Below are 26,121 nucleotides of genomic sequence, written 5' to 3' on the forward strand. Positions count from 1 at the left end.
TCATTACAGCTTCAGGCCGCCCTCACGGGCGCCATCAGCCAGGGCCTTAACACGGCCATGATAAACGTAGCCACCACGGTCGAACACGACCTCGGTGATGCCCTTTTCCAGAGCCTTTGCTGCGACCTTCTTGCCGATCTCAGCTGCGGCCTCGACGTTGCCGCCGAAACCATTGAAGTCCTTGTCCATAGTGGATGCAGACACCAGGGTCACGCCCTGCTCATCATCGATGATCTGAGCGTAAATGTGCTTGGCGGAGCGGAAAACATCCAGACGGGGACGTGCTGCGGTGCCGCTGATCTTGTTGCGAACGCGGCGATGACGACGAAGACGAGCTTCGTTCTTGTCGATCTGCTTAACCATTGTCTTTCACTCCTTACCTTATTTCTTGCCCTTGCCGGCCTTGCCTTCTTTGTGCTTGACAACCTCGCCCACATAGCGGATGCCCTTGCCCTTGTAGGGTTCAGGCGGCTTCTTGGCGCGGATCTCGGCGGCGTACTGGCCCACCTTCTGCTTGTCAATACCGGTAACAGAGAAGTGGTTGGGGTCCTGCCACACGATGGTGCAGTCCTCGGTATCGGGGACATTCACCTGGTGGGAGAAGCCCAGGTTCATAACCAGGTTGGAGCCCTGCTTCTGGCAGCGCAGGCCAACGCCCACGATCTCCAGCTTCTTCTCGTAGCCGTTCACAACACCGTTGACCATGTTAGCGATGTTGGTACGGGTCAGGCCGTGCAGGCTGCGGGCCTGGGGATCGTCATTGGGGCGGGTAACCAGAACTTCATTGCCCTCGACCTTAACGGTCATCAGGGGGTGGAAGTTGGAATTCAGGCTGCCCTTGGGGCCCTTGACAGCGACGGTGTGTGCTGCTTCATCAACAGTAACAGTGACGCCGGCAGGAATGACGATGGGTTTTCTTCCAATTCTCGACATTGTCTTTTACCCCTTTCTTACCACACAAAGGCCAGGACCTCGCCGCCAACGTGCGCAGCACGAGCAGCCTTATCGGTCATAATGCCCTTAGAGGTGGAAATGATTGCGGTGCCCAGGCCCTTCATGACCTTCGGCATATCCTCGCAGTTGGTGTAGATGCGCAGGCCGGGCTTGGACACGCGGCGCAGGCCAGCGATAACGGGCTCGCCGTTAGCCTGGTACTTCAGGGTGACAACGATGGTACCCTGAACGGTGTCGTTCTTCACCTGCATGCCCTTGATGTAGCCCTCGTCAACCAGAATCTGGCAGATAGCCTTCTTCATGTTGGAAGCGGGGATCTCCACAGAAGGGTGTTTGGCAGTGCTAGCGTTGCGGATGCGAGTCAGCAGGTCCGCGATAGGATCAGTAATCTGCATGTGCCACTAACCTCCTTAGATTAGCTCTCATTTGTTTTATAATGATACCGCCCCGAAACATGCTTGCCCCGGGGCGGATATCCGACATTCTATCCAGCCCTCTGGCAAATTACCAGGAAGCCTTCTTCACGCCCGGGATCTCGCCCTTGTAGGCCAGCTCACGGAAGCACACACGGCACACGCCGTACTTGCGCAGCACGGAGTGGGGGCGGCCGCAGATGCGGCAGCGGGTGTATGCACGGGTAGAGAACTTAGCAGGACGAGACTGCTTCAGCTTCATAGACAGTTTAGCCATTGTATCAATCTCCTCCTTAGTTATTCTCGGTAGCGAACGGAGCGCCCAGAGCCTTCAGCAGCTCCTTGCCCTCTTCGTCGGTCTTAGCGGTGGTAACAAAGCAGACATCCATGCCGCGGACTGCATCGACCTTATCAAAGTCGATCTCGGGGAAGATGATCTGCTCCTTGATGCCGCATGCAAAGTTGCCGCGGCCGTCAAAGCCGTTGCCGTTGATGCCGCGGAAGTCGCGGACACGGGGCAGAGCGACGTTGAAGAAACGATCGACAAACTCGTACATACGCTCACCACGCAGGGTGACCTTGCAGCCGATGGGAGTGCCCTGGCGCAGCTTGAAGTTAGCAACGCTCTTCTTGGCACGGCAGACGACTGCCTTCTGGCCAGTGATCTGGCCCAGATCCTTCATAACAGCTTCCAGGATCTTCTCGTTGTCCTTGGCTTCGCCGCAGGCAACGTTGATGACGACCTTGTCCAGCTTGGGGATCTGCATAACGCTCTTGTAACCGAACTTAGAGTTCAGAGCAGGAGCAATTTCATTGACATACTGTTCTTTCAAACGAGCCATTGTTCCTTACTCCTTTCCTTACAGCTCAGCGCCGCACTTCTTGCAGACGCGGACCATCTTACCGTCCTTCTCGACATGGCCCACGCGCACGGCCTTGCCGCACTTGGGGCAGATGGGCATGACCTTGGATGCGTACATAGCACCCTCAGCCTTCACGATGCCGCCCTGCTCGCCCTGACGACGAGGCTTGACGTGCTTGGTAACCATGTTCTGGCCCTCAACGATGACCTTGTTCTCAGAGGGGCTGACCTGCAGGACCTTACCAGTGTGGCCCTTGTCCTTGCCGCTGATGATCATAACGTTGTCGCCGGTTTTAACATGAAGATTATTCATTTTTAAAACCTCCTTACAGCGATTCCGGAGCCAGGCTCAGGATCTTGGTGTAGCCGGCATCACGCAGCTCGCGAGCAACAGGTCCAAAGATACGGGTACCCTTGGGGTTCTTGTCGGCCATAACGATAACGGCGGCGTTCTCATCAAAACGGATGTAGGAACCGTCGTCGCGGCGCACGCCATGCTTGCTGCGCACGATGACAGCCTTGACGACGTCGCCCTTCTTAACGGAGCCGCCGGGGGCTGCCTTCTTGACAGAGCAGACCACGACGTCACCAATGTTTGCGTATCTCTTGCGGGTGCCGCCCAGCACACGGAAGCACATCAGCTCCTTGGCACCGGTGTTGTCGGCAACTTTGAGATAAGTTTGCATCTGAACCATTTCAGATATCTCCTTTCAAACTGTTCAAAGCAGCGGGCAAAGATTACTTTGCCTTCTCAACGATACGGACCAGGCGCCAGCGCACATCCTTGCTCAGGGGGCGGCACTCCATGATCTCAACACGGTCACCGATACCGCACTCGTTCTGCTCGTCACGAGCCTTGAACTTCACGGTACGCTTCAGGATCTTCTTGTACAGGGGGTGCTGCACGCTATCCTTAACGGCAACCACGATGGTCTTATCCATCTTGTCGGACACGACAACGCCGACGCGGGTCTTTCTCAGATTACGTTCTTCCATCGTTTAACCTCCTTACTGCTTCTCAGCCAGAACGGTCATCACGCGGGCGATGTCCTTCTTGACTGCGTCGATGCGGCCGGGGTTCTCCAGCTGGTTGATGGCATGCTGGAAGCGCAGGTTAAACAGCTCAGCCTTCAGGTCGACCAGCTTGCTGGTCAGCTCTGCGGTCTGCATTTCGCGGAGTTCATTAGCCTTCATTGGTGCCATCCTCCTTCACGGAGTCCTCACGGACTGCAAATTTGCACTTGATGGGCAGCTTGTGCATAGCCAGGCGCAGAGCCTCGCGGGCAGTTGCCTCATCGACATCTGCCAGCTCGAACAGAACGCGGCCGGGCTTAACGACAGCAACCCAGTACTCGGGAGAGCCTTTACCGGAACCCATGCGGGTCTCAGCGGGCTTCTCGGTAACGGGCTTATCGGGGAAAATCTTGATCCACACCTTGCCGCCACGCTTGATGTAACGAGTCATGGCAACACGAGCAGCCTCGATCTGGGTGGAAGAGATCCATGCCGGCTCCAGAGCAACAAGGCCGTACTGGCCCTGGCACACCACGTTGCCGCGGGTAGCCTTGCCGGTCATGCGGCCGCGCTGAACGCGGCGGTACTTAACACGCTTAGGCAGTAACATTACTTGTTGCCTCCTTCCTTCTTCTGAGCGGTCTTAGCGCTCTTCAGGACCTCGCCCTTGTAGACCCACACCTTAACGCCGATGCGGCCGTAGGTGGTAGCAGCCTCAGCAAAGCCGTAGTCGATGTCGGCACGCAGGGTCTGCAGGGGGATGGTGCCCTCGTGATAGCTCTCAGTACGAGCGATATCAGCGCCGCCCAGACGGCCGGAGCACATAGCCTTGATGCCCTTAGCGGGAACGGTGGAACGATCGCGGGGGCTCATAGCATTGCGCATGCACTGCTTCATGGCACGGCGGAAGGTCACACGGTTCTCCAGCTGACGAGCGATGTCCTCAGCAACCAGCTGTGCGTTGGTGGAAGCGCTCTTGACCTCGATGACATTGACGATCACAGTCTTGCCATACTCCTTGGTCAGCTTGTTCTGCAGAGCAACGCGCTCCTCACCGCCCTTGCCGATGACCATGCCCGGCTTAGCGCAGTAGATGTTAACAGTCACGCGAGGAGCGGAAGTGGAAGGATCCACAGTACGCTCGATCTCGATCTTGGGGACACCAGCGTCCTTCAGCTGAGCCTTCAGCTCAGTGCGGATCTTGTGATCCTCGACGAGGTTATCGCTGAAATCCTTCTTGGAGGCAAACCAGCGGCTGTCCCAGTCTTTAATAACGCCGACACGAATGCCGTGCGGATTTACTTTCTGGCCCATTGTTTTCCCTCCTTACTCTTTCTCTTTCAGAACAACGGTCATGTGGCTGGTGCGCTTCAGGATGCGGTAGCCGCGGCCCTGTGCACGAGGCATCATGCGCTTCAGCGTGGGGCCGGGGCACACGTAGCACTCAGCAACGTACAGATTGTTCTTGTCCATATTGAAGTTGTTTTCCGCATTAGCGGCTGCAGACTTCACCAGCTTCAGAAGGGGCTCACAAGCGGCCTTCGGGGTGTACTGCAGGATTGCCAGCGCTTCGTCCAGGGGCTTGTTACGGATCAGGTCCATAACGATAGACACCTTACGGGGACTAATGCGGGCATAACGAAGAATTGCCCGAGCTTCCATGTTGTGTTCCTCCCTCTATTATTTAGAATTACCGGTGTGGCCCTTGAAGGTACGGGTGGGAACGAACTCACCCAGCTTGTGGCCAACCATGTCCTCAGTCACATACACAGGCACATGCTTGCGGCCGTCGTGAACGGCAAAGGTGTGACCAACGAATTCGGGGAAGATCGTGGAGGCGCGGCTCCAGGTCTTGATGACCTGCTTCTTGCCGGAAGCGTTCATTGCTTCAACGTGCTTCAGAAGAGCAGCCTGGACGAAAGGTCCTTTTTTAATGCTTCTACCCATTGTCTTAAACTCCTCTCTTACTTACCTGCACGCTTCACGATGAGCTTATCGGAGCGCTTATGATGCTTGCGAGTCTTGAGACCCAGAGCGGGCTTGCCCCAGGGAGTCATAGGACCGGAGTGACCAACAGGTGCGCGGCCCTCGCCACCGCCGTGGGGGTGGTCGCAGGGGTTCATAACGGTACCACGGCTGCCGGGACGAACGCCCATGTGGCGCTTACGGCCGGCCTTGCCCAGGTTGACGTTCTCGTGGTCGATGTTGGAAACCTGGCCCACAACTGCGGTGCAGTTCACGGGCACGTTGCGCATCTCACCGGAGGGCAGACGAACCAGAGCGTAGCCATTCTCCTTAGCCATCAGCTGAGCCATGTTGCCAGCGGAACGAACCAGCTGAGCGCCGCGGCCGGGATACAGCTCGATGTTGTGGATGATGGTACCAACGGGGATGTTCTCGAAGGGCAGGCAGTTGCCGGGCTTGATGTCGGCAGACTTGCTGCTGATGACCACATCGCCCACCTTCAGGCCATCGGGAGCAATGATGTAGCTCTTAACGCCATCGGTGTACTCGACCAGAGCGATGAATGCGCTGCGGTTCGGATCATACTCGAGAGTCTTGACGGTAGCGGGGATATCGGTCTTCTGACGCTTGAAGTCGATGACACGATACTTGGTGCGGTTGCCGCCGCCCTGGTGGCGGACGGTGATACGACCGGTGTTGTTGCGGCCGCTGTGCTTCTTCATGGGCTCCAGCAGGCTGCGCTCGGGAGCGACCTTGCTCAGGACGCTGTAATCCGTGACGGTCATGCCGCGGCGGCCCGGAGTAGTGGGGCCATACTTCTTGATAGCCATTGTGCTATTCTCCTTTGTTTATCTTATGAATTATTATCGGGGTCATATCCCCATAGAGGAACCCTCGGCGGGTTCGGTTTAGACCATGCTGTTGAAGAACTCGATTTCCTTGGAGTCCTTGGTCAGGGTCACGATTGCCTTCTTGGAAGCGGCAGTGTAACCAGCATGCATGCCCTGGCGGCGGAAGCGGCCACGCACGGAAATGGTGTTGACCTTAGCGACCTTAGCGCCGGGGAACAGGGTCTCGACAGCCTGAGCGATCTCGACCTTGGTGGCATCAGTAGCAACCTTGAAGGTGTACTTCTTATCAGCGATGCCAGCCATGGAGTTCTCGGTAATGACCGGCTTCAGGATGATATCATGTGCGGTTTTCATTAGCCAAGCACCTCCTCGAGCTTCTTCGCTGCGTCGACGCTGATGATCAGCTTGTCGGCGTTCAGCACATCGTAGGTGTTCACGCTGCCTGCAAAGGTGGTCTTGACACCGGCAATGTTGCCAGCGCTCTTGACGAACTTTGCATCGACGGTCTCGTTGACCAGCAGGTTCTTCTTGCCAGCGCCAACAGCGTTCAGCATTGCAACCACAGCCTTGGTCTTGTACTCGTCGCAGGTGAACTTATCAACAACGACCATGTTGCCATTGGCAGCCTTGTCAGACAGAACGCTCAGCAGAGCCAGGCGCTTGACCTTGTTGTTGATGTGGTAGTTGTAGCTGCGGGGCTTGGGGCCCAGAGCAACGCCGCCGTGAGTCCACTGGGGAGCACGGATGGAGCCCTGACGAGCGTGGCCGGTGCCCTTCTGACGCCAGGGCTTCTTGCCGCCGCCGGAAACTTCCATGCGGATCTTGGTGTTCTGGGTGCCCTGACGCTGGTTGGCCAGGAAGTTCACCACAGCAATGTGGACAGCCTTCTCGTTCGGGGTGATACCGAACACGGCGTCGGAAAGCTCGATCTCGCTAACGTGCTGACCGTTCATATCGACTACATTAAACTTTGCCATTGTAGCTTTCCTCCTTACGCCTTCACGCTGTTGGCCAGAGTGACGATGGTGCCCTTGGAGCCGGGAACCGCACCCTTGACAGCGATCAGATTGTTCTCGGTGTCAACCTTGACAACGGTCAGGTTCTGCACGGTGACCCGCACAAAGCCCATGTGACCGGGCAGGCGCTTGCCGGGGAACACACGAGAGGGGTTGGAAATAGCGCCCATAGAACCTGCATGACGAGCAACAGGGCCGGTGCCGTGGCTCTCACGCAGACGGTGCTGGCCAAAGCGCTTGATAACGCCCTGGTAGCCCTTGCCCTTGGAAACGCCTGCAACGTCAACCTTGTCGCCTGCTGCGAAGACATCAGCCTTCAGCACGTCGCCAACGTTCATTGCGGAAACATCTTCCAGACGGAACTCGCGCAGGGTCTTCTTGGGGGCAACGTTTGCCTTCTTGAAGTGACCTGCAGCTGCCTTGTTGACCTTCTTGGCGGAAACCTCGCCGAAGCCCAGCTGGACAGCCTGGTAACCATCGCTCTCGACGGTCTTCTTCTGCACCACGGTGCAGGGACCAGCCTCGATGACAGTTACGGGAATAACCTTGCCGCTCTCATCGAACAGCTGGGTCATACCGACTTTCTTGCCGATAATGCCTTTAACCATTTTCTTTTCCTCCTGTAAAGGTTATTGGTTGGCGGCGCACGTCACCGCCAACATGACCCCTCGGGAAACGAGGAGCATCGCTTGGATCAGCTGTTACAGCTTGATCTCGATGTCCACGCCAGCGGGGAGCTGGAGGCTCATCAGAGCCTCGACCGTCTTGTTGGACGGCTTCAGAATGTCGATCAGACGCTTATGAGTGCGGCTCTCGAACTGCTCGCGGCTATCCTTGTACTTGTGGGTAGCGCGCAGAACGGTAACGATCTCACGATCGGTGGGCAGGGGGATGGGGCCGGACACGCGGGCACCAGTGTGCTTTGCGGTCTCCACGATCTTCTCTGCTGCGGCATCGATCAGCTGAGCATCATAGCTCTGCAGACGGATTCTGATTTTCTCTTTGACTGCCATTGCTTACGCCTCCTGAAAAAATTGATTTTGCCCTAGGCGAGCCGATAAATTGCTCTACACAGTTCCGGGTGTTCCTCGATTTGGCACTAGAAAAACCGGTGAACCGCTTGGCAGTTCTCCCGGAAATATATTAGCAAATCAAATCCGAACATTGGTTCCGCCCGTTTCGCAGGTTGCCCCGCCGAGGGAACGTATTCCATCGCTGTCAGTAATTTTTTCGCCCGGTTCTAAGATCGGACATACTCCGCGGAAATAACCCATCACGACTATTGCCGGATGACAACCTCCCGCATCTACGCATATCGCTGGCCTGCACGACTTGTATCGCACAAGCCCTTTGCAGCCGAGAGATATTTTATCACATCTGCGTGCATTTGGCAAGTGTTTTTTCAAAAAAATCGTATTTTTCTTTTTTATTTTCTCTACACGGTCTTTTGGCGCATTTTTTGTGCATTTTGCATACCGCGTTCCACGTTTTTGCGTGGAAAACTCCCCCGCCTTTCAGGATGCACCGGAATGGGGCGCTTTATACAAAAAGACCCTCTCCGTCAGGGCCCACAGGCTTTGACGGAGAGGGTCATTCTTTACTTTTTCTGTTTCAGCTGTTCTTCCAGCCCATCCCGGGGAGTGATGTAGACGGTGGTGTACACCTCATACAGAACCATGCCGGGTTTTGCACCGTTGGCTTTCCAGATGTTCTTCACCTCGGTGGTGTCTACCGCCACCTTGGCACCGGTCCCGGCCTTGTAGGCGCTGGAATAGATCACGGCCAGCTCGGCGGCCTCCTGCCGGGTGGTGTCCGGGATATCCTCGCCCCGGCTCATCACGACCACATGGCTGCCGGGAGCCTTTTGGACGTGGAACCAGAGGTCCTTACCCCGGGCGGTGTGGAGGGTCAGCTTGTCGTTCTGGGCGTTGTTGCGGCCCACAAGAATTTCAAAGCCGTCGCTGGAGGTAAAGCGCAGGAAGTCGGCAGGCTTCTGGCGCTTGTCGCGCTGCTTGTAGTATTTCAGGTAGCCCTGACTCTTGAGCTCGGCCCGGATCTCGTTCAGTGCCGCCTCACCGGCGGCGGTCTCCACCTCGTAGAGCACCGTTTCCAGATAGGCGATCTCCTTTTCTCCCTCTGCCAGCAGGTCTACCAGCATCCGGGCGGCGGTCTGCTTCTTCTTGTAGTTCTTGAAGAAGTTCTGGGCGTTCTGGCTGGGGCTGAACCGCAGGTCCAGCGGAATGGTCACTTCCTTGCCCTCATCGTACCAGTTGGGCACGGTGATGCTCTTCATTCCTTTCTGGGCCATGTAGAGGTTGGCCGAGAGCAGCTCCCCGTAGAGCCGCAGCTTCTCGCTCTTGCCACTGGCGGCCAGCTCCTCCTGCCGTGCGGCCTGCTTGCGGACCGCACGCTCGTACATGTTGTGCACGGCCTTGTGCAGCTCCTTGCTCTTGGTGCGCAGGCGCTCGGCGCGGTCCTTCTCGGCATAGTAGCCCTCGAGCAGGGCGTTGAAGGACGGCCATTCCTTTATAATATAAGTATCGCCGTACTGCTGGGGCCGGAAGAAGGTGAACTCCACCGGCTTGCCGTCCGGGGCAGTCACGCTGCAGGGACAGCCGCCGTTGTGGTGGAGCTCCTTCAGCTCATCAATGGCGGCCATCAGCTTCCGCTTCTGCGCATCGTCCAGCTCGTTGGCCAGCAGGTGTTCCCCGTCGAAGGCGCGCCAGGCGGCTTCCCGGCAGACCACCGGGCCGACACCGGCCACGGTCTTGTTCAGGGCATCGGCCACAGGCAGGTCCCGCTCACAGGCTGCCGCCACGATAGACGCGGCGCTCACCTGCAAAAAGTCAGGGCGGGCCGGTTTGGGCGGGATGGTGTAGGGCAGGCCCGGCAGCAGCTGCCGGACATCGCTGTCCTCAAAATCCACTCGCTTGAGGGCATCGATGATCTTGCCGTTCTGCACCAGCACCAGATTGGAGTAGCGGCCCATCAGCTCGGCGCAGAGGATGTTCTGCACCAGGTCACCCATCTCGTTGGTGCACTGGAAGGTAAAGTACACGATGCGGTCACCCGGCTCCATCCGCACATCCAGCAGCTTGCCGCCGGTCAGATGCTTGCGCATCAGCATACAGAAGGAGGGAGGTGTCTCGGGGTTCTCGAAGCTCTCTTCGGTCAGGCAGACCCGGGCCGAGCCGCTGCGTGCCGAGAGCAGCAGCGCATAGGTCTCGGTGCGGGTGCGCAGAGTCAGCACTAGTTCATCGCGGGTAGGTTCAAATATTTTTGCGATCTTCGCATCGGTCAGGGTCTGTTTCAGCTCCCCAGCCGTCAGCGCCAGCGTCGCGGCATCAAGTGCCATCTTATAATCACCTGTTTCTCTGATAGAATCTCTTATTCGTTTACGCAAAACGCTCCGGTTTTGCCAAGGGCTCCCCTACTAGGCAACGACGACGACCGCCGCCAGTGGCGGATGAAGGGAGGAGTTGTTGGGGCCGCGGCCAGCAGGACACGAGTGCAATCCTTTGCACGAAGTGGATGCTGGGAGCCGCAACCCGTATGCTGGCGCAAAGCGCCTGAGAGGTTTAATTCCTTATTTATATATAAGTAAACGGATCTCTGTTCTCTCCGCTCACCCGCACCTCCAGCTCCGGGAACGCAGTGCGCAGGCGGTCAGCGATGGCGGCACACACCGGGAACTCGGTGGCGTAGTGCCCCGCCGCCACCAGCGACAGCCCCAGACGCACGGCATCTATGGCCGCGTGGTGGTTGGCCTCGCCAGTCAGCAGACAGTCCGCCCCCACGGCAAGGGCATCCTCGAACATGCTTCCGCCCGCGCCGCTGATGACCGCCAGCCGCCTTACGGTCCTGCCGGTATCCGCAAACTTGACCTGCACCGCAGGGCCGCTCCGGGGCCGGTTGCACCGCCCGCCCAGCACAGCCTGCGCCTTGCGGGCCAACTCCGGCACCGTGATGGGGTCAACCTCGCCCACCCGGCCGCAGCCGTCGGCAAACCCTTCCCAGTCCTGCATCCCGAAGATGCCCGCCAGCACCTCGTTCACGCCGCCCTCAGCGGCATCCAGATTGGTGTGCATACAGATGGCAGAGATGCCCTTTTGCACCAGCTGGAAGGATACATCTCGGGGGGTCAGCTTTTTCAGCGGGCTGAAGATGACCGGGTGGTGAGACACGATGAGCTCGCAGCCCCCGGCCGCAGCTTCCTCCACCACCTCGGGGGTGATGTCCAGCGTTACCAGCACCCGGGACACCTCACGGCCGCAGTCCACCAGCAGGCCGGGGTTATCCCAGCTCTCTGCCAGTTCCAGCGGCGCATAGCGCTGCATCTCAGCGTAAATATCATTGGTTGTAGCCATAAAGCTGTACCTCCAATTTCAGCAGCCTCACCCTCTCCGTCATTGCTGCGCAATGCCACCTCTCCCGAAGGGCGAGGTTTTGACAATCCCCACAAAGTTTCCGGTTTTGCCAAGGGCTCCCCCTTTGGGGGAGCTGGCGAGCGTCAGCGAGTCTGAGAGGGCGAGCCATCTAACAATTTATCGATCTCCTCCGCCAGCTCCGTCCCATCCGGCACGCCCAGCCGGAAACGGGGGAGCTTGGCCTTCTGCCAGGCGGCATATCCTGCACCCTCGGGCCATTCGGCTGTTCTGCCGAACAGGCACTCGGTAAAGGTGGGGGTGCGCACCTCGCCGGTGTATTCAGCGGCCATCACGGCGTACCAGCGGCCCGCCGCCTGCACGGGGCGGTCTGCCGCCAGCGCAAAGCCGTGTTCCCACAGCCAGCGGCGCAGCTCGCTGTGGCGGGTGGCCGGTACCATCACCAGCCGGGGCCCGCCGACCTGCGACACCCACGGGGCCTGTTCGATGATTTCCCAGGTGGTCTGTGCCGAAACGCCCGCCAGCACAATGGTCCCCACCTCGCCCGCAGACAACACAGAAAGACCGTCGCCGAGCCGAAGCTCAACGCGGTCTTTGCATCCTGCATGTTCCAGCGTCTGTTCTGCCTTTGCCAGCGGGCCGGGGCGCAGATCGGCCCCGATGACCCGGGGGTATTTCCCCGAGGCCGCCAGCACCGCTGTCAGCTTGCCGTGGTCACAGCCGATGTCGGCCACCGGCTTGCCCGGCAGCACCAGCTCGGCGGCGGCGGTCAGACGCGCATCCAGTGTGGGGAGCACTCAGGCCTTCTTGGAAGCCAGATGGGCGTTCAGCTTCTCCAGCAGCTCGTCGCAGTCCACACCGTGGACCTCACAGGCCTCGGCAATGGTCTCGCCGCGGGAAGCGGGGCAGCCCAGGCAGTGCATACCGATCTCCATAAAATAGGGAGCGGTGGTCTGATCCATATCCAGAATATCGCCAATGATGGTCTCGCGGGTCACCTGCATCGTCTTGTTCTCCTCGTTCTTCTTGAGCATATTAAAAATATCAAACATGATGGGATTCCTTTCTGTTGTGGGTGTTTTCGTGGTCAGGCAGACCATTCGTATATACTATACCCCATTACTAGGTATTTTTGCAAGTAGTTGACACAATTTTTAGCGACCTCACCCTCTCCGTCATTGCTTCGGCTTTGACTGAGAGGGTGAGCAACTTCCACACAAAAAGCCCCCGCCATCTTGCGACAGCGGGGGCCAAGCTTCAGATTTAAAAATCAGCGCTTAGTTCTGCTTCATACGAGCGAAGCAGTCGGAGCAGTAGACCGGACGGTCCTCACGGGGCTGGAAGGGAACCTTGCAAGCCTTGCCGCAAGCTGCGCAGACAGCATCGAACATCTGGCGCTCACCGCTGTTGCTGCGTGCGCCGCCGTTCTTGCGAGCGTCACGGCAGGGCTTGCAGCGCTGGGGCTGGTTCTCAAAGCCGCGAGATGCGTAGAACTCCTGCTCACCAGCAGTCCAAACAAACTCCTTGCCGCAGTCTTTGCAAACTAAAGTCTTGTCTTCGAACATAGTAGTATCTCCTCTTTGTTTAGTTCTTGCCCGCGGAAGGATTGTAACCATACCTTTGGTTTTTAGGGACCATCGCGCTGATCGTAAGCTACCAGGGGCTTGAATGATAGAACATCCTCTGGTTGAGGACTTCTCTATTGTACCGTTCTTTTTTTGATTTGTCAACCAAAAAACAAACCTTCGGCTTCATTTTTGTGCATTCGGCCCAATTAGACAGGGTTTGCGCTCCGGAAAACAGCAAAAGGGAACGCGCCCCATCCAGAAGCGCGTTCCCCTTTTTATTGCATTGTAAAAACCGCGTAAAATACGAACGGCTTACTTCTCGACAACTTCCTTGGTGTCGCGGGCGATCATCAGCTCCTCATCGGTAGCAATGACCAGCGTGCGGACCTTTGCGCCCCAGGCAGTGATCTCACAGACATCGCCCTGGATGTGCTTGTTCTTGTCGGTATCGATGCGGATCCCCAGCCAATCCATGTGGTGGCAGATCTTTGCACGGGCAGCAGCATCATGCTCGCCGATGCCGCCGGTAAAGACGATGGCATCCACGCCGCCCATGGCGGCAATGTAGCTGCCGATGGTCTTCTTGATCTGGTAGTTCAGCATGTCAGAAGCCAGCTGTGCGCGCTTGTTGCCGGCAGCAGCTGCCTCCTCCACATCGCGCTTGTCGCTGGAGACACCGGAGATGCCCAGCAGGCCGGACTTCTTGTTCAGGATCTCGTCCAGCTCGTGGCCGGTGATGTTCAGGGTGTACTTCAGGTAGTTGACCACAGAGGGGTCCAGGTCGCCGCAGCGGGTGCCCATCATCAGGCCGGCCAGCGGGGTCATGCCCATGGAGGTATCCACGACCTTGCCCTGGTCCACAGCAGCAATGGAAGAACCGTTGCCCAGGTGGCAGGTGATCAGTTTCAGGCGCTCAATGGGCTCCTCCAGGTACTCGGCAGCCTTGTGTGCAACATACTTGTGGCTGGTGCCGTGGAAGCCGTAACGGCGGACACCGTACTTCTCATAGTACTCGTAGGGGATGGCGTACATATAAGCCTTCGGGGGCATGGTGCTGTGGAAAGCGGTATCGAACACAGCAACCATGGGGATGTTGCCGAACACCTTGCGTGCAGCCTCAATGCCCAGAATGCCTGCGGGGTTGTGCAGGGGGGCCAGGGGGCTCAGCTCCCGGAGGGTATTGATGACTTCATCGGTGATCAGGCAGCTGGCCTTGAACTTCTCGCCGCCGTGGACAACACGGTGGCCGATGGCGTTGATCTCGCTGATATCGTCGATGCACTTGCCCTCGCCGGTGGTCATCTTCTTCACGACCTCAGCAAAAGCCTCGGTGTGGGTGGGGAAGATCGCCGGGGTGGTGGCCTTGTGGCCGTTGGCCTCGTGGGTGATCATGCTGCTTTCCATGCCAATGCGCTCGCACAGGCCCTTACACAGCACCTTCTCGCCGTCCATATCGATCAGCTGATACTTCAGGGAAGAAGAGCCGCAGTTAATAACCAGAACTTTCATCTTCTTGTGCCTCCATATTCTTTTCGGTTCGCAGATGCGGACAGAATTTTACAGATTCCTAGAAATATTATATAATAGGTTCCAAGGGTTTTCAAGCCGCAACCGGGCAAAGGGTTCCACAAAGTATCCATGCTTTTTTGTACACCCTGCCCACAAATGGAAAGAGACACAGGTTATTTCTGTATGAACGATATAAATTTCACAATGTATAAGCTCGCCGGGATCATTGCCGAATACGATCCCTTCCACAACGGCCACGCCTGGCAGCTGCAGCAGGCAAAGGCACTGGGTGCTCAGCGGGTGGCGGTGGCCATGAGCTGCGGGCTGACCCAGCGGGGCGCGCTGCCCCTGCTGCCCGAAAGCGTGCGGGTGCAGGCTGCGCTGACCTGCGGGGCCGACCTCGTGTTCGCCCTGCCCGCTCCTTATGCCTGTTCCGGGGCGGAATGCTTTGCCCGGGCCGGGGTGCAGCTGCTGGCCGCCGCCGGGTGCGACGCTCTGGTGTTCGGAGCCGAGACCCCGGATGCGGCGCTTCTGATGGAAGCCGCCCGGGTGCTCTCCGGCGCGGAATACCGCACCGCCCTCAAGGCCCGGCTTGCCGCCGGGGCCCGCAGCTTTGCGGCAGCCCGGCAGGCAGCGGTGGAAGCAGTCTGCCCGGGCACCGGCCTTGCCGCCCTGCTGGACAAGCCCAACAACAATCTGGCCGTGGAATACTGCAAGGCCATTCTGGAGCTGGGGGCTTCTCTGGTGCCGATCCCCCTGCCCCGGCAGGGTGCCGGTCATGGGCAGGCCCTGACCGAAACAGGGGGGCAGTTTGCCAGTGCCAGCGCCCTGCGCACGCTCTGGCAGAGCGGCGGAGCTGATGCCGCTGCTCCCTATGTTCCGGCGGAAGTCCTGCCGCTCTACCGGGAAGCCTTTGCCGCCGGGCAGTACACCGATCTTGCGGCCGCCCAGCGCTGTCAGCTGGCGCTTCTGCGCAGCCGGTGCGCAGGAACCGCGCCGTTTGCCCAGGTGCGGGGCATTTCGGAAGGTCTGGAGCACCGGCTGGAAGCCGCCGTGCGTTCCAGCACCACCCATGCGGAGCTGCTGGACAGCCTGACCACCGTGCGCTATCCACGGGCACGGATGCGCCGCCTGGCCGTGGATGCCGCTCTGGACTATTCTGCCGATGCCTTTCCCGCCCTGCCGCCCTATCTCCACCTGCTGGGGGCGCAGAAGGATGCCCTTTCCCTCCTGAAGGCTGCCGCACTGCCGGTATCCCACTCCCTTGCACGGCTGGCCGAACAGAACGCCCCCTGCCGGGCGGTGGTGGACGCTCAGCTGCGGGCCTGTGATTTTGGCGCGCTGTGTCGTAAAAAGCCGGAGCCGATGGGGGGCGCACTTCGTCAAAAAATTATCTTTTTGACGAAATAGCAAAATTTTCTCCTGAAATTTTTACATTTCCACACTTGTATCCCGGCAGCGGTTCGGTGTATCATAATGATAGTATTGGATACAACGAAGCGTCCCCAGCCTGTGGGACAAGAGGAGGAACTCCATGGCATTACACGTTCTGGACGAAGCCAACCGCTGCCTCGGCTGCAAAAAGCCCATGTGCCAGCAGGGCTGTCCCATCCACACCAACATCCCCGAGGTCATCCGTCTGCTCAAGGCAAACGAGCTGGATGCCGCAGGCCGGATGCTGTTTGAGAACAACCCCCTGACCACGGTCTGCTCTCTGGTCTGCAACCACGAGAACCAGTGCGAGGGCCACTGCATCCGCAACCGGATGCCCAGCCACGATCCTGTCCACTTTTCCATCATCGAGGACTATATCTCCACCACCTATGCCAACAAGATGACCAAGGGCCCCGCCCCCAAGAACGGCATGAAGGCCGCTGTGGTGGGTGCAGGCCCTGCCGGCCTGACCATTGCCGTGCTGCTGGCGCGCTGGGGCTACGATATCACCATTTTTGATGCCCGGGATAAGATCGGCGGCGTGATGCGGTACGGCATCCCCAACTACCGCCTGCCCGACAGCGTGCTGGACGATTTCCAGTATCGCCACCTTGAGCTCAAGGGCATCCATGTCCGGCCCAACACCACCATCGGCAAGACCATCACCATCGACGACCTGTTCCGCGACGGCTACAAGAGCGTGTTCATCGGTGCCGGTCTGTGGAAGGCCAACGCCATGCACATCAAGGGCGAGGCCCTGGGCAACGTGGCCTTTGGCATCGACTATCTGGCCAACTCCAAGGCCTTCCGGCTGGGGGATGACATCGCCGTGATCGGCGTGGGCAACTCGGCCATGGACTGCGCCCGCACCGCCATCCGCAACGGTGCCCGCCATGTCACCTGCTATGCCCGCCGGGATGAGAGCTGCATCAGCGCCTCTGAGTACGAGGTCAGCTATGCCAAGCTCGAGGGCGTGGGCTTCCGCTTCCGCAAGGCCCCGGTGGAGATCCGGGAGAACGGCCTGATCTGCCGCGACACGGTCAAGAACGAAGAGGGCAAGTTCGTGCAGGTAGAGGGCAGCGAGACCTTCTACCCCCACACCGGTGTCATCGTCTCGGTGAGCCAGGGCTCGGAGAGCAACCTCGTCAAGACCACCACCGGCATCGAGACCAACCAGAAGGGCCTGCTGACCGTCAGCGAGGACGGCAGCACCACCCGCGAGGGCGTGTTTGCCGGCGGCGATGCCGTTATGGGTGCCCGTACCGTGGTCGAGGCCGTGGCCATTGCCAAGCAGGTGGCCGAATCCATGGACAAGTACATGAAGAGCCTGCCTGCAGATACGACCCCCGATCCCTACGCCGACATCCCCACCTTCCAGACCCCCACCTCAGACGTTCTGGGCAAACAGGAAGTCAAATAATGCTTTTCCCGCCCGGCTGGTCTGTCCCGCCGGGCGTTTTATTTCTCATCGGTTTTCATTTGATTTCCAATTTGTAAATTTTGCGCCCATTTATCCATCTTTGCCGTTTCTTAGTTGACCCCATTTTCCGTTTTCCAGTATACTATTCATATATCCGCCTGTGTTTTGTACACTGCGGAAATATTTTCTCGAAAGGTCGGTGGACATTATTCTCAAGGCATCCATCCCCAAACTGCGGGAAAAATTATTGGAAGCGCTTCAGGCGGTGCTGCCCATCGTGGCCATCGTGCTGGTGCTCTGCTTCTCCATTGCTCCCGTCTCCCCCAGCATCCTGCTCTGCTTCCTGCTGGGCGCGGCTATGATCATTGTGGGCATCATGTTCTTTACGCTGGGCGCGGAGATGAGCATGAGCCCCATGGGCGAGCGGGTGGGCGCAATGCTCACCAAAAGCCGGAGCGTGCCGCTCATCATCGGTGTCGGCTTTCTGCTGGGCTTTCTCATCACCATCTCGGAGCCCGACTTACAGGTATTGGCCAATCAGGTGCCCTCCATCCCCAACATGACCCTCATCCTCTCGGTGGCGGCAGGCGTGGGGCTGTTTCTCGTGGTCGCCTTCCTGCGTATGCTGCTGGGCATTGCCCTGCCCAAGCTGCTGGTGGTGTTCTACGGGCTCATCTTTGTGCTGGCCGCCTTTGTGCCAAAGGAATTTCTTTCCGTGGCCTTTGATTCCGGCGGCGTGACCACCGGTCCCATCACCGTTCCCTTTATCATGGCGCTGGGTGTCGGCGTGGCCGCCATCCGTTCCGACCGCCATGCCGCGGACGACAGCTTTGGTCTGGTGGCGCTCTGCTCCATCGGCCCCATTCTGGCGGTGCTCATTCTGGGCATTGCGTTCCAGGCCAGCGACAGCACCTACGTTCCGCCCATCCTGCCCAACGTCAGCGATTCCGTGGAGCTGTGGCAGCTCTTCCACGAGGGCCTGCCCACCTACATCAAGGAGATTGCCACCTCCCTGTTGCCCATCATCGCCATGTTCGGCGTGTTCCAGCTGGCTGCCCTCAAGCTCGACCGGCGGACGCTGGGCCGCATCGGCGTGGGCCTTGCCTATACTTATATCGGTCTTGTGCTATTCCTCGCAGGCGCAAACATCGGCTTTATGCCTGCCGGTAATTATCTGGGTCAGGTGCTGGCAGGCCAGAGCTTCCGCTGGCTGCTGGTGCCCATCGGGATGCTCATCGGCTACTTCATCGTCAAGGCCGAGCCCGCCGTCTATGTGCTGAACAAGCAGGTCGAGGAAGTGACCGACGGTGCCATCTCCGCCAGCACCATGGGCGCAGCCCTCTCGGCAGGCGTTTCCCTCTCGGTGGGTCTTGCCATGGTGCGGGTGCTCACCGGCATCTCCATCCTGTGGTTCCTCATCCCGGGCTACGCCTTTGCCATCGGCATCTCCTTCGTGGTGCCCAAGCTCTACACCGCCATCGCCTTTGACGCAGGCGGCGTTGCTTCCGGCCCCATGACGGCCACCTTCCTGCTGCCGCTGGCACAGGGTGCCTGTGTAGCTGTGGGCGGCAATATCGTCACCGATGCCTTCGGCGTGGTGGCCATGGTCGCCATGACCCCCCTCATCACGGTGCAGCTCATGGGTCTGATGGCCCAGCTCAAGCAGCGCAGAGCCCGGCAGGCACAGCCTGTGTCCACCGCCGCGCTGGCCTTTGCCGACCTGCCGGATGATGCCATCATCGAGCTGTAAGGAGGTCCTGCTGTGAATACTTTATACTGGCTCGTCACCATCACCGACCGCCACTCCACCGATGCCTTTCTGGCCCTTTACGAGGAGCACGGCATCACGGTCAGCCTGCGCACGGTGGGTGCAGGCACGGCGGTGCGGGAGACCCTTTCCACCCTGGGGCTGGAGCAGACCGAAAAGGCCGTGCTCTTTGCCATGATCACCGCCGAGACCTGGCCCGGTCTGCAAAAAGATCTGCGCCGCAAAATGCGCATCGATGTGCCGGGCACCGGCATCGCGTTCATCATCCCGGTCAGCAGCATCGGCGGCAAACGGGCGCTGCAATTCCTGACCGAACACCAGACCTTTGCACTGAAGGAGGAAAGCACCTTGAAGGATACCCGCTATGAGCTGCTGCTCGTCATTGCCAATCAGGGCCACACCGGCTCCATCATGGACGCGGCCCGCGCCGCCGGAGCCGGCGGCGGCACCGTCATCCATGCAAAGGGCACCGGCATGGAGGGTGCCGCCCACTTTATGGGGGTGGAGCTGGTCAACGAGAAGGAGCTGGTGCTCATCGTGTCCCGCACCACCCTGAAAAACCAGATCATGCAGGCCATCATGCAGGGGGCAGGCCCCAAGGCGGGAGCCATCGTATTCTCCCTGCCCGTGACCGATACGGCAGGTCTGCGGCTGCTGGACGAGGAGTAACGGCCTCGCCCTCTCAGGCGCTTCGCGCCAGCTCCCCCAAAGGGGGAGCCCTTGGCAGCCACATCAATCCCGCTGTTCTGATGGGAAGCAACAGCATCGGGTGGATTTTCTTGAAGTTTTCCTGTATTATAAGGATAGTATGGGAGGTACTGCTATGAAATCTACTCGTCGCTGGCAGCAGCTTTTGCTGAACAGTCTGGCTATCATCCTGGGCAACGCACTGTATTCGCTGGCGGTGGCCCTGTTTCTGGAACCCGCAGGGCTCATCACGGGCGGTGCCACCGGCATCGCGCTGGCCTTCGGGCGGCTGACGGGGCTCTCCGTCTCCGGTTTCCTCTTCCTCTTCAACATGTCCATGCTGGTGTGGGGCTGGGCGGTGCTGGGCAAGAAGTTCGCGCTGAACACCCTTGCCAGCAGCGTGCTGAGCCCCGCCTTTCTGGAGCTGTTTGAGCGGCTGCTGGACGGCCGGGTGCTGACTGAGGATATCTTCCTCTGCACCATCTTCTCGGGTCTGGGCATCGGCGTTGCGCTGGGCATGGTCATCCGGGCGGGCGCTTCCACCGGCGGCATGGATATCCCCCCGCTGGTGCTGCAGAAATGGTTCCGCTGGCCGGTGTCCATCACCATGATGCTCTTTGATATCGCCATCCTGCTGGTGCAGGCGGCGTTCAGCCAGCCGGAACAGGTGCTCTACGGCATCGTGCTGGTCATCACCCACACCATCGTCATGGACAAGATGCTGATGCTGGGCGACAGCCGCACCGAGGTCAAGATCATCAGCACCCGGTCGGATGAGATCCGCACCGCCATTCTGGCTGAGATCGACCGTGGCGTGACCGTGCTCCACGGCGAAGGCGGCTACACCGGCGAGCCCAGCGAAGTGCTGCTCAGCGTCATCTCCAACCGGGAGCTGCCCCGGCTGGAAAAGCTGGTCCATTCCATCGACCCCGCCTGTTTCCTCATCGTCAGCCGCGTGACCGAAGTCAGCGGCCGGGGCTTCTCAATGGAAAAGGAATACCAGTAAATCTTCTTGACAGTGTTTCTGCTATCTGCTATATTGATATCAGAATAACAAAGTCGATTTTGGGCTTTCGCACAGGGACCCCCCTGCCTTTTGGGGTTATCTGTACGAAGGCCCGTTTTATTACAGGAAAAAGGAGCCAACTATGAAAATCACTCAGATCCCCATGGGGGCCCACAATGCCCAGCTGACCTGCTACCTGCAGGATCCCTGCACCGAAATGCCTGCTCTGGACCGCTGTCCTGCGATCCTGATCTTTCCGGGTGGAGCCTATGCCTTCTGCTCAGACCGGGAAGCCGATCCTGTAGCGCTGGCCTTCCTGAACGCAGGCTACAATGCCTTTGTGCTGCGGTACAGCGTCTCCCAGAACTGTCCGGTGGAGGAGGTCTATACCAATGCCTTTGCCGAAGCGCAGGAGGCCATGGACTACCTGCACCAGAACGCAGGCGACCTGCACATCGACCCGGAGCAGATCGCCGTAGTAGGCTTCTCTGCCGGCGGGCATCTTGCCGCCTCGGTGGGCACCATGGGCCGGGTCCGTCCTGCGGCCATGCTGCTGGGCTACGCTGTGTTCAGCGTCCCGGGCAAGGCGTTGGGCATGGAGCTGCCGGACCTGCTGCAGCAGGTGGATGACCAGACTCCCCCTACCTTCCTTTTTGCCACTCAGGGCGACCATCTGGTGCCCGCCACACAGTCCCTGCAGTTTGCCACCCTGTTGGCAGAGCGGAAGATCCCCTATGAGATGCATATCTTTGCTTACGGCGACCACGGCTTCTCCACCGGCAGCCGCCACATTGCCAACCCCCAAAACCCGGAAAACCCGGAATCCGCAGTGTGGCAGGGCATGGCACTCGGCTTCCTGAACCACATTTTCAACCACGACGTGCTGGTGCCCGCCCCGGAGGAAGTCAAGGAATTCTGTCTTGATATGAAGATCGGCACCTTGCTGGACACTCCTCAGTCCGCTGCCCTGATTCAGCAGCTGCTGCCGGAGCTGGCCCAATATGTGCAGCAGGAGCCCGGCTCCCGGGGCATTTCTGTGAACAATCTGCAATTCTACAGCAACAAAATGTTCGATGAAGAAAAGCTGGCCGCACTGAACGAAGCGCTGGCAAAGCTGAACTGAGGGAACACCACATGGAACGCTCTGAACTTCTTGCGCGGCTGGGATTTGCACCGCCGGAGGCCTGCCGGGTGCGGGTCATCATTGACACCGATGCAAAAAACGAAGGCGATGATGACTTTGCCATCCTGCACCATCTGCTCACTCCGCAATTTGACGTGCGTGGTATCTGTGCCACCCATTTCGAGGTCAAAACCACCCAAAGGGGCTTGCCGCCCCACAGCATGGAACGCAGTTACCAGGAGGTATGCCGCCTGCTGAACGCCGCACACATCGACGATGTTCCTGTTTTTCATGGTTGTACTGCCCCTCTCGCCTCCCCGGAGGATGCTCCCGACTGTGAAGCTGTCGAGTTTCTGATCCAGGAGGCTCTGCGGGATGACCCGGCTCCCCTGTACATTGCGGCCCAGGGCGCTATGACAAACATTGCCGCCGCCCTGAACCGTGCTCCGGAGATCGCGTCCCGCATGACGGTGCTCTGGAACGGCGGCGGCCCCTATCCCGCCGGACGACCGGAATTCAATGTTCAGCAAGACCCCATCGCCTGCCGTGTCCTGTTGGACAGCGCTGTCACGGTCTGGCAGATCCCACAGGATGTCTACGCCAGATTCGAGGTATCCCTTTCCGAATTGGCGCTTCGGGTACGGCCCTGCGGCGAAGTGGGAGCCTATCTATTTCGGCAGCTGATGGACGAGTACCCCTCCGAATACGATCCCCGTTTTCCTCTGCGCACCGGGGGCAATTGGACTTTGGGTGACAACACTACCGCCGCCGTCCTGCTGGAGAATGGATTCCGGGGGCACTGGACACTCCGCCCGGCTCCTGTGCTCCTGCCCAGCCTGACCTATGCTGAAGCTTCTGACCGCAAAACCATCCGTGTCTATCACGATCTGGATGTTCGTTTTGCACTGGAAGATTTTTATTCCAAGCTGGCGCTGTGCTACCCCAGATAAGGATCATACAAAACAACAGCCCCCTCGGCCCATAAGCCTGAGGGGGCTGTTGTTCTGTAATTCAGCTGTTACAGCAGCGGTGCAATGACCTTGAGCAGCATTCCGGTGGCACGGAGCAGATAATGCTTCTGCCAGATGCTGGCCGAGGTATTTTCCACCGTGCGGCACTGTTCCAGCGTGTGCTGGAAATCCTGCTCAATGTCCCGGATACAGGGAGCATCCACCATCCAGACGGCATCCTCAAAGTGATGGTACAGGCTGCGGTAGTCCAGATTGATGGTGCCCACCACCGCTTCCCTGCCGTCCACCACGAACACCTTTGCATGGACAAAACCAGGGCTCCACTCGCTGATCTTCACGCCCGAATCCAGCAGGGCCGAATAGTGGCTCTTTGCCAGTGCGTAGGGGAACTGCTTGTCCGGCTTTCCGGGCAGGATCAGGTGGACATCCACGCCCCGTTCGGCGGCAAATTTCAGGGCAGTCTCCAGTTCGCCGTCCAGAATAAGGTAGGGGGTCATAATGTGGATGTAATCCCTGGCCCGGTTGAGCAGGTCGATATAGACCATCTCGCCCACCCGCTCGCCGTCCAGCGGGCAGTCCCCGTAGGGAGCCGCCACGCCCTTTGCATTTTCCGGCACCGGAATGGGCCGGGTCAGGAACTGCTCATATTCCGGCTCCTTCAGGATGCCCCACATCTGCAGAAACTGAGCCGTCAGCGAACGGACTGCCTCGCCCTCCAGCATCACGGCGGCATCCTTCCAGCGGCCATGCTTCTGGATGTGGTTGATGTACTCATCGGCAAGATTCACGCCGCCGGTAAAACCGACCCGCCCGTCAATGACAAGAATTTTCCGGTGGTCGCGGTAATTGTAATGGGTAGAGACGAACGGCTGCACCGGGCTGAACACCTTGCACTGGATGTTCAGCTTCTCCAGCAGCCGGGGGTAATTGCGGGGCAGGGTGGAGAACTCACAGGTGCCGTCGTACATCACCCGGACATCCACGCCCTGCAGCGCCTTGCGGGCCAGCACCTCCAGGATCTTGCCCCACATCAGGCCCTCGTCGATGATGAAATACTCCACAAAGATATATTCTTCTGCCGTTTCCAGCTGGCGCAGCAGTTCCTCAAACTTTGCCTCGCCGCCGGGAAAATAGGTCATGGCGGTGTTCTGGTACACCGGAAAGCCGCCGCCCCGCCCGTACAGGTACTTTGCCAGCGAGGCCGCACCGGGTTCAAGCGCTTTCAGCTGCTCCACTGCCTTTTGGCTCTGCGGCAGCCAGCCGCGCAGCTGGTCCTCCAGCTCCAGCAGCCGCTTGCGCAGGATGTTGTGCCCAAAATTGCTCTTGACATAGAAGAACATCGGAATGCCCACCACCGGCGCAATGGCAACCACCACCATCCAGGTGATCTTGGCGCTGTTGTCCATCTTGCTGTTGAGCAGGTAGATGACCATGGCCGATGTAACGACCACGCTGCCGCCGAAGTAATGGGGCCACAGGTTGCCGAACCACCGGAAGATGCTGAACAACAGCCCCACCTGCAGCAGCAGGAGGATCAGCACCAGGCCAAAGCGGCTGAAGATGGCGTGGATCACACCCTTCTGCCCCTTTCTCAGCAGCCGCAGGCCGCCGTCCTCAAACTGATGAACATAGCCCTTGACGTTCTGTTTCAGTTTCTCTGTTTTCATGTTCCGCCTTTCTTATTTCCGCCGCAGGGTCACCGCATAGGAGTCCTGTGCCGCGTGGCAGCGCTCCACCAGCTCCTTGGGCTGGGCGCAGACCCCGTGGTCATGCCACGGGTCATTGAACCAGTAGTTTTCCTCATCGTAGCCCACCAGCAGCAGGCAGTGCTCGTGGCACTTCCAGGCAAAGTCGGTGCCATCGGCCAGCAGCCAGTGATCCCGCTCCTCGGGCACCGGGGTAAAATCCAGCGTTGCCCAGAATACCACCGGCATTCCCTCGTCAATGAACCGGCACAGCTGCGCTGCGGTCTCGCCGCTCACGTCCAGCACCTCGAACCGGTCCGCCGCGCCTTCATGCTTCAACGCGCTCTGCAAGGCCTGCACGATGCAGGGGGCATAGCAGCCATACCCGGTGTGGTCGTGGGGGTCACCGGGGTAGACGAACATCGGGTCAGGCCCGTAGAGCCTGCCCTCCTGTTCCCAGTAGGGGGCGTGGGGCAGGTCGCGCTCAATGAACACGTCCGGGTCAATGGGGATGCCCACAGCCTGCAGCAGCATCACGCTGCTGATGCTCTCGCAGCCGTTCACCCAGCGGGCAGTCTGGTCGATATACGGGGCCGAAACGATCTTTTTCATCAATTTTCCTCTTACTCTGTCAAAAACAGTGGATTTGTGATATCATAAGCAGTGAGAAACAGGGGTGTTCCCCAACAATATACCTATTATAGCTTATTCTGACCGGTTTTTCCACCGGAATCGGCAGGCAGGAGGATTTTGGGACATGAACAATCTGATCATCGGCATCGCAGGCGGCTCGGGCAGCGGCAAGACCACGCTGGCTTACCGGCTCAAGGAGCGGTTCGGGGAGGACGAGGTGCGTCTGATCTCCCACGACAGCTACTACAAGCGCCACGATGAACTGCCCTTTGCAGAGCGCTGTAAGCTGAACTATGACCACCCGGACGCGTTCGACAACGACCTGCTCATCCAGCACCTGAAGGAGCTGAAAGCGGGCCGCGCCATCGACTGCCCCGTGTACGATTACGCCAACCACAACCGCAGCAGCGAGGTGCAGCACATCGAGCCTGCCCCCGTCCTCATCGTGGAGGGCATTCTGCCCCTGGCTGAGCCGGAGCTGTGCAGCCTGTTCGATTACAAGATCTACGTGGACACCGATGCGGACGAGCGGATCCTCCGCCGCATCCTGCGGGATGTCAAGGAGCGGGGCCGCTCTCTGGACAGCGTCATCGCCCAGTACCGCGCCACCGTCAAGCCCATGCACGAGGCTTTTGTGGAACCCAGCAAGCGCAACGCCGATATCATCATCCCCAATGGCGGTGAAAACGGCCCCGCCATCGAGATGCTGGCCCACCATATCCGCAGCCTGATCCAGAAGGCAAATCTGCGCTGAACTTTCACCGCAGTTCCGTATGATACCAAAAAAGGGGTGGTTCCCGACTGCTGGGTATCCGTAAAACAGTTTTCGAAAAATGACACGGCAACTGCCTGTCAGG

Annotated in this window: 34 protein-coding genes; 8 read left to right on the forward strand and 26 right to left on the reverse strand. The window is 59.0% G+C overall.

What is annotated here, in order from left to right; translation table 11 throughout:
* Nucleotides 1–3 precede the first annotated feature (3 nt).
* The 24 genes from rplR to J3352_RS10980 all read right to left on the reverse strand — a co-directional run bounded on the left by rplR (nt 4) and on the right by J3352_RS10980 (nt 14,537).
* Nucleotides 4–363: a 50S ribosomal protein L18 gene (rplR, locus tag J3352_RS10865; RefSeq protein WP_005934906.1), complete on the reverse strand. Its 360-nt coding sequence runs from the start codon at nt 361–363 to the stop codon at nt 4–6.
* An 18-nt stretch (nt 364–381) separates the two neighbouring features.
* Nucleotides 382–933, reverse strand: coding sequence for a 50S ribosomal protein L6 (gene rplF / locus J3352_RS10870; protein ID WP_156067074.1), 552 nt, complete (start codon nt 931–933; stop codon nt 382–384).
* Nucleotides 934–950: 17 nt separating this feature from the next.
* Nucleotides 951–1,349: a 30S ribosomal protein S8 gene (gene rpsH / locus J3352_RS10875; RefSeq protein ID WP_005934908.1), complete on the reverse strand. Its 399-nt coding sequence runs from the start codon at nt 1,347–1,349 to the stop codon at nt 951–953.
* A 109-nt stretch (nt 1,350–1,458) separates the two neighbouring features.
* On the reverse strand, nt 1,459–1,644 hold the full coding sequence (locus J3352_RS10880) for a type Z 30S ribosomal protein S14 (protein WP_005921866.1): 186 nt from the start codon (nt 1,642–1,644) through the stop codon (nt 1,459–1,461).
* Nucleotides 1,645–1,660: 16 nt separating this feature from the next.
* Nucleotides 1,661–2,209, reverse strand: a complete 549-nt coding sequence (gene rplE, locus J3352_RS10885; protein WP_005934909.1) for a 50S ribosomal protein L5 — start codon at nt 2,207–2,209, stop codon at nt 1,661–1,663.
* 18 nt (nt 2,210–2,227) lie between these two features.
* On the reverse strand, nt 2,228–2,542 hold the full coding sequence (gene rplX / locus J3352_RS10890) for a 50S ribosomal protein L24 (protein ID WP_005934911.1): 315 nt from the start codon (nt 2,540–2,542) through the stop codon (nt 2,228–2,230).
* A gap of 13 nt (nt 2,543–2,555) precedes the next feature.
* Nucleotides 2,556–2,924 (reverse strand): 50S ribosomal protein L14, encoded by a 369-nt coding sequence (gene rplN, locus J3352_RS10895; RefSeq protein ID WP_005921875.1) that lies wholly within the window; start codon nt 2,922–2,924, stop codon nt 2,556–2,558.
* A gap of 43 nt (nt 2,925–2,967) precedes the next feature.
* A complete protein-coding gene (gene rpsQ, locus J3352_RS10900) occupies nt 2,968–3,225 on the reverse strand; it encodes a 30S ribosomal protein S17 (RefSeq protein WP_005921877.1) in 258 nt (85 codons plus the stop codon).
* 12 nt (nt 3,226–3,237) lie between these two features.
* Nucleotides 3,238–3,423 (reverse strand): 50S ribosomal protein L29, encoded by a 186-nt coding sequence (gene rpmC, locus J3352_RS10905; protein WP_005934912.1) that lies wholly within the window; start codon nt 3,421–3,423, stop codon nt 3,238–3,240.
* Nucleotides 3,413–3,853, reverse strand: coding sequence for a 50S ribosomal protein L16 (gene rplP, locus J3352_RS10910; RefSeq protein ID WP_005934913.1), 441 nt, complete (start codon nt 3,851–3,853; stop codon nt 3,413–3,415). Before rplP ends, rpmC begins: the two co-directional genes overlap by 11 nt.
* A complete protein-coding gene (gene rpsC / locus J3352_RS10915; protein ID WP_005934914.1) occupies nt 3,853–4,557 on the reverse strand; it encodes a 30S ribosomal protein S3 in 705 nt (234 codons plus the stop codon). The genes rplP and rpsC overlap by 1 nt, the downstream gene beginning before the upstream one ends.
* Before the next feature lie 12 nt (nt 4,558–4,569).
* Nucleotides 4,570–4,905 carry a 50S ribosomal protein L22 gene (rplV, locus tag J3352_RS10920; protein ID WP_005921882.1) on the reverse strand — a complete coding sequence of 112 codons (336 nt, stop codon included), beginning with the start codon at nt 4,903–4,905 and terminating at the stop codon, nt 4,570–4,572.
* Nucleotides 4,906–4,923: 18 nt separating this feature from the next.
* Nucleotides 4,924–5,190, reverse strand: a complete 267-nt coding sequence (gene rpsS / locus J3352_RS10925; protein WP_005934915.1) for a 30S ribosomal protein S19 — start codon at nt 5,188–5,190, stop codon at nt 4,924–4,926.
* Between the two features lie 17 nt (nt 5,191–5,207).
* Nucleotides 5,208–6,038 (reverse strand): 50S ribosomal protein L2, encoded by an 831-nt coding sequence (gene rplB, locus J3352_RS10930; protein WP_097771302.1) that lies wholly within the window; start codon nt 6,036–6,038, stop codon nt 5,208–5,210.
* Nucleotides 6,039–6,116: 78 nt separating this feature from the next.
* On the reverse strand, nt 6,117–6,413 hold the full coding sequence (rplW, locus tag J3352_RS10935) for a 50S ribosomal protein L23 (protein ID WP_005934919.1): 297 nt from the start codon (nt 6,411–6,413) through the stop codon (nt 6,117–6,119).
* On the reverse strand, nt 6,413–7,036 hold the full coding sequence (gene rplD / locus J3352_RS10940; RefSeq protein ID WP_005934920.1) for a 50S ribosomal protein L4: 624 nt from the start codon (nt 7,034–7,036) through the stop codon (nt 6,413–6,415). The genes rplW and rplD overlap by 1 nt, the downstream gene beginning before the upstream one ends.
* Nucleotides 7,037–7,050: 14 nt before the next feature.
* Complete coding sequence (gene rplC / locus J3352_RS10945; protein WP_005934921.1) at nt 7,051–7,683, reverse strand: 50S ribosomal protein L3; 633 nt, start codon at nt 7,681–7,683, stop codon at nt 7,051–7,053.
* 93 nt (nt 7,684–7,776) lie between these two features.
* Nucleotides 7,777–8,088 carry a 30S ribosomal protein S10 gene (gene rpsJ / locus J3352_RS10950; RefSeq protein WP_005934923.1) on the reverse strand — a complete coding sequence of 104 codons (312 nt, stop codon included), beginning with the start codon at nt 8,086–8,088 and terminating at the stop codon, nt 7,777–7,779.
* Nucleotides 8,089–8,672: 584 nt separating this feature from the next.
* A complete protein-coding gene (locus J3352_RS10955) occupies nt 8,673–10,430 on the reverse strand; it encodes an NFACT family protein (RefSeq protein ID WP_097773248.1) in 1,758 nt (585 codons plus the stop codon).
* A 235-nt stretch (nt 10,431–10,665) separates the two neighbouring features.
* Nucleotides 10,666–11,442 (reverse strand): Nif3-like dinuclear metal center hexameric protein, encoded by a 777-nt coding sequence (locus J3352_RS10960; RefSeq protein ID WP_097773247.1) that lies wholly within the window; start codon nt 11,440–11,442, stop codon nt 10,666–10,668.
* A gap of 143 nt (nt 11,443–11,585) precedes the next feature.
* On the reverse strand, nt 11,586–12,257 hold the full coding sequence (locus J3352_RS10965; protein ID WP_097773246.1) for a class I SAM-dependent methyltransferase: 672 nt from the start codon (nt 12,255–12,257) through the stop codon (nt 11,586–11,588).
* Nucleotides 12,258–12,512 carry a DUF1858 domain-containing protein gene (locus J3352_RS10970; protein ID WP_005934504.1) on the reverse strand — a complete coding sequence of 85 codons (255 nt, stop codon included), beginning with the start codon at nt 12,510–12,512 and terminating at the stop codon, nt 12,258–12,260.
* 225 nt (nt 12,513–12,737) lie between these two features.
* On the reverse strand, nt 12,738–13,025 hold the full coding sequence (locus tag J3352_RS10975) for a zinc-ribbon domain containing protein (RefSeq protein WP_005921120.1): 288 nt from the start codon (nt 13,023–13,025) through the stop codon (nt 12,738–12,740).
* Between the two features lie 315 nt (nt 13,026–13,340).
* Nucleotides 13,341–14,537 (reverse strand): acetate/propionate family kinase, encoded by a 1,197-nt coding sequence (locus J3352_RS10980; protein WP_156067080.1) that lies wholly within the window; start codon nt 14,535–14,537, stop codon nt 13,341–13,343.
* Nucleotides 14,538–14,720: 183 nt separating this feature from the next.
* On the opposite strand from J3352_RS10980, the gene J3352_RS10985 reads away from it, so the two are divergent.
* The 7 genes from J3352_RS10985 to J3352_RS11015 all read left to right on the forward strand — a co-directional run bounded on the left by J3352_RS10985 (nt 14,721) and on the right by J3352_RS11015 (nt 22,925).
* Nucleotides 14,721–15,947: a nucleotidyltransferase family protein gene (locus tag J3352_RS10985; RefSeq protein ID WP_242699953.1), complete on the forward strand. Its 1,227-nt coding sequence runs from the start codon at nt 14,721–14,723 to the stop codon at nt 15,945–15,947.
* Between the two features lie 124 nt (nt 15,948–16,071).
* A complete protein-coding gene (locus J3352_RS10990) occupies nt 16,072–17,391 on the forward strand; it encodes an NAD(P)-dependent oxidoreductase (RefSeq protein WP_156068780.1) in 1,320 nt (439 codons plus the stop codon).
* 199 nt (nt 17,392–17,590) lie between these two features.
* Nucleotides 17,591–19,141 (forward strand): DUF1538 domain-containing protein, encoded by a 1,551-nt coding sequence (locus tag J3352_RS10995; protein ID WP_156067089.1) that lies wholly within the window; start codon nt 17,591–17,593, stop codon nt 19,139–19,141.
* Nucleotides 19,142–19,153: 12 nt separating this feature from the next.
* Nucleotides 19,154–19,828, forward strand: a complete 675-nt coding sequence (locus J3352_RS11000) for a transcriptional regulator (RefSeq protein ID WP_098924237.1) — start codon at nt 19,154–19,156, stop codon at nt 19,826–19,828.
* Nucleotides 19,829–19,982: 154 nt separating this feature from the next.
* Nucleotides 19,983–20,852 carry a YitT family protein gene (locus J3352_RS11005; RefSeq protein ID WP_197036550.1) on the forward strand — a complete coding sequence of 290 codons (870 nt, stop codon included), beginning with the start codon at nt 19,983–19,985 and terminating at the stop codon, nt 20,850–20,852.
* A 142-nt stretch (nt 20,853–20,994) separates the two neighbouring features.
* Nucleotides 20,995–21,975, forward strand: coding sequence for an alpha/beta hydrolase (locus tag J3352_RS11010; RefSeq protein ID WP_156067091.1), 981 nt, complete (start codon nt 20,995–20,997; stop codon nt 21,973–21,975).
* Nucleotides 21,976–21,986: 11 nt separating this feature from the next.
* Nucleotides 21,987–22,925 carry a nucleoside hydrolase gene (locus J3352_RS11015; protein WP_156067094.1) on the forward strand — a complete coding sequence of 313 codons (939 nt, stop codon included), beginning with the start codon at nt 21,987–21,989 and terminating at the stop codon, nt 22,923–22,925.
* Between the two features lie 68 nt (nt 22,926–22,993).
* Here the strand turns inward: J3352_RS11015 and J3352_RS11020 are convergent, their stop codons facing one another.
* Nucleotides 22,994–24,613 (reverse strand): phospholipase D-like domain-containing protein, encoded by a 1,620-nt coding sequence (locus J3352_RS11020; RefSeq protein ID WP_154277437.1) that lies wholly within the window; start codon nt 24,611–24,613, stop codon nt 22,994–22,996.
* Between the two features lie 12 nt (nt 24,614–24,625).
* Nucleotides 24,626–25,243 carry a C39 family peptidase gene (locus J3352_RS11025; RefSeq protein ID WP_117535941.1) on the reverse strand — a complete coding sequence of 206 codons (618 nt, stop codon included), beginning with the start codon at nt 25,241–25,243 and terminating at the stop codon, nt 24,626–24,628.
* A gap of 145 nt (nt 25,244–25,388) precedes the next feature.
* Between J3352_RS11025 and udk the strand changes: the two genes are divergently transcribed.
* Complete coding sequence (gene udk / locus J3352_RS11030) at nt 25,389–26,018, forward strand: uridine kinase (RefSeq protein ID WP_005934518.1); 630 nt, start codon at nt 25,389–25,391, stop codon at nt 26,016–26,018.
* Nucleotides 26,019–26,121: the final 103 nt, after the last annotated feature.

Origin of the sequence: Faecalibacterium sp. Marseille-Q4164, from assembly GCF_017377545.1 — a bacterium.
Taxonomy (GTDB): domain Bacteria; phylum Bacillota; class Clostridia; order Oscillospirales; family Ruminococcaceae; genus Faecalibacterium; species Faecalibacterium duncaniae.